General features: G+C 52.0%; 7 protein-coding genes and 1 rRNA gene. 7 read left to right on the top strand and 1 reads right to left on the bottom strand.

The window, feature by feature from the left end:
* Positions 1-17: 17 nt before the first annotated feature.
* Positions 18-614 (bottom strand): YcxB family protein, encoded by a 597-nt coding sequence (locus E5336_RS10790; RefSeq protein ID WP_135981110.1) that lies wholly within the window; start codon positions 612-614, stop codon positions 18-20.
* Between the two features lie 210 nt (positions 615-824).
* On the opposite strand from E5336_RS10790, the gene E5336_RS10785 reads away from it, so the two are divergent.
* The 7 genes from E5336_RS10785 (at position 825) to E5336_RS10760 (ending at position 8227) form a co-directional block, all read left to right on the top strand.
* The gene (locus tag E5336_RS10785; protein WP_135981109.1) at positions 825-2468 is read left to right on the top strand and encodes a tellurite resistance TerB C-terminal domain-containing protein; all 1644 of its coding nucleotides are present in this window, start codon (positions 825-827) and stop codon (positions 2466-2468) included.
* Positions 2462-3193, top strand: a complete 732-nt coding sequence (locus E5336_RS12635) for a BREX system ATP-binding domain-containing protein (RefSeq protein WP_277820854.1) — start codon at positions 2462-2464, stop codon at positions 3191-3193. Before E5336_RS10785 ends, E5336_RS12635 begins: the two co-directional genes overlap by 7 nt.
* Positions 3153-3752 carry a BREX system ATP-binding domain-containing protein gene (locus tag E5336_RS12630; RefSeq protein WP_370868806.1) on the top strand — a complete coding sequence of 200 codons (600 nt, stop codon included), beginning with the start codon at positions 3153-3155 and terminating at the stop codon, positions 3750-3752. The genes E5336_RS12635 and E5336_RS12630 overlap by 41 nt, the downstream gene beginning before the upstream one ends.
* Positions 3752-5866, top strand: coding sequence for a DEAD/DEAH box helicase (locus E5336_RS10775; protein ID WP_135981108.1), 2115 nt, complete (start codon positions 3752-3754; stop codon positions 5864-5866). The genes E5336_RS12630 and E5336_RS10775 overlap by 1 nt, the downstream gene beginning before the upstream one ends.
* A gap of 54 nt (positions 5867-5920) precedes the next feature.
* Positions 5921-6034 (top strand): 5S ribosomal RNA (rrf, locus tag E5336_RS10770).
* A 179-nt stretch (positions 6035-6213) separates the two neighbouring features.
* On the top strand, positions 6214-7338 hold the full coding sequence (locus E5336_RS10765) for an HAD family hydrolase (protein WP_135981107.1): 1125 nt from the start codon (positions 6214-6216) through the stop codon (positions 7336-7338).
* A 127-nt stretch (positions 7339-7465) separates the two neighbouring features.
* Entirely contained in the window at positions 7466-8227 is a 762-nt protein-coding gene (locus E5336_RS10760) for an HAD family hydrolase (protein ID WP_168353650.1), read from the top strand.
* The last annotated feature ends 39 nt before the right edge of the window (positions 8228-8266 follow it).

The following is an 8266-nucleotide window of genomic DNA, read 5'->3' as shown; positions in this document are numbered from 1 at the left end:
TAATATTTCAAACTATTTCATAATTTTATACTTGACTTCCTATATAGTTGTCTTTCCTGATTCATCTGCATAAGAACACGCATCATACGAAACCGGCTTTTTCGATCGACATGGTGCGCTTCTAAAAACTGCTTTAACGCGTGTTTCTTTTTCGCGTCAAAACTGCCAATATAAAACGGAACGATTTGTAAACCGGAGTTTTTCACCATCAGCAATACGTAATTCCGGGACATACGGTAGCCGACGATCTCGGGCCACGAAAACATCTGCTTTGCCGCGCCCTTTTCGGTTTGGGCCGTCATTTCAAATCCATGTTCATCAAGCTGATAGAAAGCCATCTTTTGTTCCGGACTCAGCTGTGCGTCCGCCATGTTCGCCTGCTTGCCAAAATCGAACCACGATTTGACAATGAAGAAAATATAGAAGGGAATGAAAATACAAATTCCAATAGTTCCGGTTACTCCGGTTCCTCCTGGAGTCGCATTGACCCAAAGCATCCCAATAACCACGAAACATAAGACCAGTGTTCGAAAATAGTTTTCCCCGATCCAGCTCAATTCAAATAATTGTGCCTGGAGATTTTGTGGTGTCCATTCCCATTGCGATTGAAACATGGATATTTTCTCCTTATGCAGTAAATATAATGCTTTACTTATTATATTTTTTATTTTGATTTAAGCTAAGCTTAACGTTATAGAACGGATACGTCAAGTTTTTTATAGTTTTGACTGTCACTTTTTACATAAGCAAAGGTTTTAGCTTCTTTTTCTACCGTTTCGTTCACCTCGTTATTCTTTTTCCCCGTTTCGCTCTACAATGAATTTATGATTGATGTCACAAACATTTCACCATCCCCGATTCATCCCGAAGCCAAGGAGAAAATACAGGAGAAGCCGGCTCCGGATTCTAAGCTTCAAGAGGAAAACGAGTTTCTTGCCAAAATCGACCCGAATTACGTATGGATGGATTCCAATCCGCAAGTCCGGGAAGGGGCGAAAACTCTCTATCTCGCCTTATGCGCCTGGCTTGAATCGAAAATCAATAGGGAAGCGTGCGCCAACGCGACCTGGATCGAATTCGCGCTTTTAAGCTTTGACCACGCGCTTCACCGCTATGAAAACCGGCACTATCGCATTTCTCTGGACAGCTACTCGTATATGCGCATCGAAAAATTGTACGGCGTCACGCTGCAACGGGAAATGTATCATTTTCTGCTTACGCAAGAACACGCGCTTCCCCAACCGGACGCGGCGTCCATCGAACGCTACGCGATGCTGGAATCCGGGTGGATCCCGGTATGGTGGGACCGCGACGGACAGCTGCGGGCGCAGGAAATCGTGACGTGGCAGGAAGCGATGCTTTTGGATATGACGCCGTATCGCAATTCGACATTGTTCAAGTATCCGCCTACCGCCAAGCTCATCGTGAAAGTGTATTTGACGCTCATTCATGCGCTGCTGGACAACGAGGGTGTTTTTCCAAAGCGCAGCGCGATCCGCAATCGTCTGGAACCGCTTATAAACGGAGAGATTCACCGACAGAAGCGAAGCTACGCGTTCAAAAACTTTTTGCGCCAGCTCTTAAAGGTCGGCGAAAATGTCGTCCGCCGCCAGCTTCCGCCTTCGGCAGCGACCAAGCCGCTCGCCGAGGACAAGGAGCTGGAAGCGTTGAAAAAACGCTTTTTAAAAAAGGGAATCCAAATTTTCGAGCAGACGCTGGCCGCGCAAAACGAGCTTGTGGACGACAAGGACATTGACGAGCTGATCGTCTGCCTGCAAGCCGACCACGCGCCTTCGTGGCCGTTCGTGCTCGAAAAGGTGCGCCGCGCCGATCCGGCCGGCCGGGTCGCGTGGCTCGAACGCCAAAAAAACGAGCCGGATTTCGAACGGCTGCTAAAAGAAATGCTCAAACAGGACGTCCCCCTTCAGCTTTTGGCGCTTTTTCTGCTTATCCAAAGAAAGTCCACACCCGCCCTTCAAAAACAAGTCAAAGCGCTTTTGGCCCCGGGCCGGTTCGCGGACTTTGCCCGTTTGCTCGAGCGGCCGTTGTCGCTTTCGACCTACGACGCCCTGCTCGCTTTGCGCCAGCCGCTTCGAAAACAAATCCAGCTCGATCCCGACCAGCTCGTCCGCTCAAAGGAAGATTTGGAAGACACGATTCGCAAAATCGAGGCGTTTTTGCCCGAGGAGCCAATCGAAGAAAAGGAACCGGCCTTGGCACCGGAAAAGGACGACACCCCTTCATGGAACGAGCAAAATCTCGTGCTCCGGCTCTTGCAAGGACCGCTTTCGATGGAGGCGCTCGAAGACATCGCCCGCCAGCAAAACACGTTCCCGCAAGCGCTGATCGACGCCGTCAACGAGGCGTATTTTTCAATCGTCAACGACGCGATTTTGATGGAGGAAGATGGAGAACTCAAAATCGACCCGTATTATGAAGATCTTGTAAAGGAGGCTTTGCCATGTTAAATATCAATCCCAAAGAAGCGCATCAAATCATTGCGTCGCTGGAAGGGGGCGTCGTGCCCAGCCGCGGCATCCGTCATCTTCTCGTCGGCCGAAGGCAGGAAGTGGACGAAATTCTTTCCACGCTCGAACGCGTCAAAGACGGCGCCAGCGACATCCGCTTTTGGGTCGGGGACTTTGGCAGCGGCAAAAGCTTCATGCTCCAAACGATCGACACGTTCGCGCTCGAAAAGGATTTTGTGGTATCCACGGTAGACTTAAGTCCAACGCGCGCGTTTTACGCATCCAACGGAAAGGCCCGGGCGCTGTATCGGGAGATCATGAACAACTTGCACATCAAGACGTGCCAGGATCGTTCCTGTCTGGAAATCGTGTTGCAAAAATGGATCACGCGGTTGCGCGAAGAGTGGGAACCGGAAAACGGACCGCTCGTGTTTGAGATTTTGCAGGCAATCGAGCGGACGTTCGACACGTTCAAAGTACCGCTGATGGCGTACGACTTCGGCAAGGCGGTGGCCGCCTACGCCCAAGGCATGCTCAACGAGGATCGCGAGCAGAAAATCCAGGCGCTGCGCTGGCTGCGGGCGGAAACCGACACGAAAACCGAGGCGAAAAAAAACGCTGGGCATTGGAACGATCATCAACGACACGAACTGGTTCGACGCTTTGAAAACGTTCGACGAGCTCGTGGTAAAAATCGGATACGCCGGCCTTGTCGTCAACTTTGACGAGCTCGTCAATGTGTACAAGCTGCCAAGAAGCCAGACGCGGGCAAGCAATTATGAAATGATTTTGAACATGTACAACGAATGCAAGACAGGACGCGTCCAGCATTTGTTTTTAAACTTTGGCGCGACGCGAAAAACGATATACGATTCCTACCGGGGGCTTTCAAGCTATCGGGCGCTGGCCGGCCGGCTCGGCGCGGAACAAAAGGAAACCGGGCTGGTCAACACGAACCGCACCGTCCTGGCGCTCAAACCGTTGACACCCGAGGAAATCTACACGCTGCTGGAGCACTTGCTGGCAGTCTACAAAGCGCGCTACCATTGCGATGTTTCCGTTTCCTACGAGCAGCTGCGCCGCTATATGGAAGAACAACTCAACCGGCCGGGCGCCGACGAGTTTTTGACGCCCCGCGCGGTCATCAAGGATTTTCTGGAGCTTTTGGATTTGAAACGCCAAAATCCGGAGCGCTCGTTTGACAGCTTGCTTGAATCCAAGTTTGGCGGCCGGCCGGTCACCAGGGACGCGGATGATCACGACGACTCGCTCGAGGTGTTTTAATGGACGCCTATGCCATGCTTTCCCGGCCGATCCGGGAATACATTTACGAGCAAGGCTGGCCCGCGCTGACAAAGATCCAGGAAGGCGCGATTCGCTACGCCAAGCAAACAACCGCCAATCTCGTGCTGGCGGCGCCAACCGCGTCCGGCAAGACAGAAGCCGCCTTTTTGCCAGCCATTGACGCCGTCGAAAAATTTCAAACCGGCATCCGCATCGTGTACGTGTCGCCTCTGGTCGCGCTCATCAACGACCAGTTCAAACGCCTGAGCGCCTTGTGTCAGACGCTGGACATTCCCGTTTTTCAGTGGCATAAAGACGTGTCAGCCACCCGGAAAAAACGACTCGTCAAAGAACCGCGCGGGATTTTGCTCATAACGCCCGAGTCGATCGAAGCCATTTTGACGATCCATCCCGAATTCGTTTCGCGCCTGTTTTCCAAGGTGGAGTGGGTGCTTGTCGACGAGATCCACAGCTTTATCGGCAACGACCGTGGCTACCAGCTGCGCTCGCTGCTCGAACGCCTCCAGCAGGCGATGGACAACGAGCCCCGCTATGTGGCCATGTCCGCCACGCTGGGAGAAACGGATCGGACGTTTGTCAAATCGTTTTTCTTCAACCGGCGGGAAACGCTTGTCCTGGTGGATCGAACGCAAAAGGAACTGGAGTACACGCTCGACTTCGTACCGCCCACCGGCGACTACAAGCGGGATTTTGATCGGGTGGCCCAAAAGGTGTACGAACGTTCCCGGACGCGGTCGCTGCTGGTGTTCGCCAATTCCAGACACACGGTGGAGGATTTCGCGCTTCGCTTGCGAAAATGGGGCGTCGAAGACCGGCTGCCCATCGACTATTTCGCCCATTATTCGAATTTGAGCAAGGCGCTGAAGCGAAGCGCGGAAGTGTTCGCGAAAGAGGAAGGCAAGCCGTTTACGATTTGTTGTACGAGCACGTTGGAACTTGGCATCGACATTGGGGCCGTCGACGAGGTTGTGCAATACGACGCGCCCATGAGTGTTTCCTCGCTGGCGCAGCGCGTGGGCCGAAGCGGACGACGACACACCCCGTCCAGACTCGTCCTGATTTCAAGCGAGCCCTGGCTGTTTTTGCAAGGCTACGCGGCGCTGTCGCTGCTCAAGCGCGGACAACTGGATTCGGTGCTGCTCGTGCGCAAGCCATACAACGTGTTCGCCCACCAGGTACTGTCGCTCGTTTTGCAAAGAGGCAGCATTCCGCTGGACGAGTTCCGGCAGCTGAACCATTCGATGCAGGCTTGGCGGTGGGTGAAGGACGACGAAAAAACGCAGATTTTCCGCTTTTTGCGTAAGCAGGAAATGATCGAAATATGCGGACCGGACGTCATCGCGGGGCGCGCGCTGGAAACGCTCATGGAAAAAGGATCGTTTTTTTCGTTGTTCGAGGAAGACGAGGCGTTTGGCATTTACGCGGGCGACGAAAAGCTGGCGGAAGTCGTGCCGCCGCCATGGATGAAGCGCGGCAGCCTGATCGTGGTGGCGGGAAAGGCGTGGGAAGTGATGCGTATGGACGCGAAAAAGAAGCGGGTCGACGTGGTGCCCGCCCAGGATGGCCGCACGCTCAAGCTTGGCATTCCGGGCGTCGTCGTTTCGGACGCCATTCGGCAGGAAATGAAAGCGATCATGGAACGGCCATACGACTATCCGGACTACCCGGTTTTGCGTCAAGCCATCCAAAACCGTACGACGGCGACGTTTGCGGAAGACGAACAGGGGAATGTGCGGCTGCAAACGTTTCGGGGCACGAAGATCAACCACACGCTTGCACTCATGCTTTCGATTGTCAGCCAGACGGAATGCGTACGTAGCAGCGAATGGAGTTCCGCGATCTCGCTGACCAGCCGCCACTTCGATTTACGGAAGGAAATCGAAAAATGCCAGGCTGTTTCCTGGACGAAAGCGGATTTTACCGCTTTTTTCGAACGCGAACCCGAGCGGGTCGAAGCGTTTTTGGAAAAGACGAAGTATCGCGCGCTGCTGCCGGAGCCGATTCGAATCGAGTACATTTTGGAAAACCTGCTGGATATCGAGGGCGCCGTGGCGTTTTTGGCAACTTTGAAGACAAAAAAGATGGTTGGATAAAAAATCATCTTTTTTGTTGCGTTTCTCTTTTCTATAGGGTAAGATAGTTACAGATTTAGTGATGATAGCGAAGAGGAAATACCTGTTCTCGTACCGAACACAGAAGTCAAGCTCTTCTGCGCCGACGATAGTTGGCTTCGCGCCTGCGAAAATAGGACGTTGCTAGGTCTTTTTTTTGCATTTTCTTTTCAGAAATCCACGCGAATAAATGAAAAAAATTTTTGAGCATTTAATTAACCGCCCGTTAATGAAAGCGCTATACTGATGGTGTTTTAAAAGAACCAGACAAATGTAAAGAACACAGGCCTGCTTTCTTGATTGTGGTTCGCTAAGGAGAGAAAAGAAATATGTATCACAGGTTTTTAAGCGGAATGATCGCCACAACGATGGCCTTTGGCGTCTATGCGCCAGCTTTTACAAGCGTTTACGCAGAAGAGAAAAAAGAGCAAACGTCGGAAACGCAAAAGCCGACTTTTGTAGAAAATGATTTTGAATACTGGACGAAAGATTCGAAAGTCAAACAAAAACTGATCAATTTCGTGAAAAACGCAACGGATCCGAAATCCGAAGACTATATTCCGGAAGAAAACCGGATCGCCGTATTCGACATGGATGGAACCCTGCTTTCAGAAACGAATCCATACTATTTTGAATGGATGATGTTCTTCCACCGCGTCCTGGACGATCCAACGTACAAAGCACCGGAAAAAATCAAAGAGTTCGTGACGGACGTGGCGGAACCGGCTGTATACGACGGGAAAGTGACGGACGAGATCGACGCGCAGTTCTCTGAATACCAGGCGGAAGTGTACAAGGACATGACGCTTGATGATTATGAAAAATACGTGCAGGATTTTATGGATCTGCCTGTCAACGGACAAGACGGTCTGACGTATGGCGAATCGTTCTACATGCCGATGCGCAACGTCGTGGACTTCCTGCAAGACAATGACTTCCAGGTTTACATCGTTTCCGGCGCGGACCGGCTGACGACGCGTGCCGCCGTCACAAAAGAACTAGGCATTCCGGCCAACCACGTGATCGCTTCGGATACGATGATCGAAGCATCCAAAGAAGGCGACGAGGACGGCGAGTTCTACGGCTATACGAAAGACGACGAGCTTGTCCGCGGCGAAGAGCTGATCAAAAAGAACTTGAAGACAAACAAGGTCACGGCGATCGCCCGGGAAATCGGCATCCAGCCGGTACTGGCGTTTGGAAACAGCTCCGGCGATGAAAGCATGGCGATTTACACGATTACGGACAACGAATACCCGGCGGAAGCGTTCCTGCTTTTGTGCGATGACACCGAACGGGATCATGGCAATACGGAAAAAGCCCAGAAAGTCGCGGATATGGCGAAAAAAGACGGCTTTAACACGATCAGCATGAAAAACGATTTCAAGACGATCTATCCGGAAAAGGCTGAAATGGTCGAGATCATCGACGAAACCGGCGAAGCGGTTAAATAAATCCAAAAAGAAGAAAAACAAAACGGCAAAACCAACTTGCCGTTTTTGTTTTTGCGAAGAAGGACGAAAAAAGAACACAGAAAACGATCCTTTATGCGAAAATAAAGACGTAGAAAAGAGGATGAGTATGAAATTGTTGGCAAGTGACTATGACGGAACGCTTCACTTTGAGGACGGGTACAAGCAAGAAGACCTGGAAGCGATTCGCGCCTTTCAAAAACAAGGCAACATGTTTGGCTTGTGTTCAGGACGGCCGCTGCGTAATTTATGGAGCCTGCAAAGCGAGGCGCTGAAGTTTGATTTTATTATCGCTTCCTCGGGCGCCTCGTTCGCGACCGATCCTGAACACGTTTTGGAAGAGCGCACGGTGCCTTTGGCCGTGTTGGAGGAAATCGAGGAACGCATGGGACTTGAAAACGTAGTCATCGTCGGAAAGACCCGGTTTTTTGTGCAAAACCCCGCATGCTGGGCCGCCCAAAACGTTGGACAAAACGTGGAAACGATCCATTCGGCCCAACAAGTGCAGGAACCGGTTTTGCAAATTTCCATGGAGCTTTCAAGCGAGGCGGCCGCCCGTGCGATGTGCGGGCGGCTCGCACGCCTCGAGCAGCCATGCAGCTTTTTTCAAAACGGGACCTTTATCGACATCGTGGCGGCGGGCTGCTCCAAAGCGACCGGCATCAAAGCCGTCGCGGCCGCGTTGGGGATCGCGGAAGAGGATGTTGCCTGCATTGGCGACAACTTCAACGATCTGCCCATGATCGAGGGCATCGAAAACAGTTTTTCGTTCGACTTTGCGCCGGCGGCCGTGCAGGAGCGAGCCGGGACGATCGTTTCTTCCGTGGCGGAGGCGATCGCGTGCTGGACGGGCGAAGGAAATCTTGGATAGAAAAAAAGAAAACGTTGGAATCCAAACAAAAAAAAGTGG

It is taken from the genome of Dubosiella muris (assembly GCF_004793885.1).
Taxonomy (GTDB): Bacteria; Bacillota_I; Bacilli_A; order Erysipelotrichales; family Erysipelotrichaceae; genus Dubosiella; species Dubosiella muris.
Note: the sequence above shows the minus strand (reverse complement) of the source record. Positions and strands in the feature narration are given on the sequence as shown.

What these genes read in the sequence shown, in the direction of transcription:
- E5336_RS10785 (WP_135981109.1), top strand. Translation starts at nt 825, where the DNA reads ATGATTGATGTCACAAACATTTCACCATCCCCGATTCATCCCGAAGCC.
- E5336_RS12635 (WP_277820854.1), top strand. Translation starts at nt 2,462, where the DNA reads ATGTTAAATATCAATCCCAAAGAAGCGCATCAAATCATTGCGTCGCTG.
- E5336_RS10760 (WP_168353650.1), top strand. Translation starts at nt 7,466, where the DNA reads ATGAAATTGTTGGCAAGTGACTATGACGGAACGCTTCACTTTGAGGAC.
- E5336_RS10765 (WP_135981107.1), top strand. Translation starts at nt 6,214, where the DNA reads ATGTATCACAGGTTTTTAAGCGGAATGATCGCCACAACGATGGCCTTT.
- E5336_RS10790 (WP_135981110.1), bottom strand. Translation starts at nt 614, where the DNA reads ATGTTTCAATCGCAATGGGAATGGACACCACAAAATCTCCAGGCACAA.
- E5336_RS10775 (WP_135981108.1), top strand. Translation starts at nt 3,752, where the DNA reads ATGGACGCCTATGCCATGCTTTCCCGGCCGATCCGGGAATACATTTAC.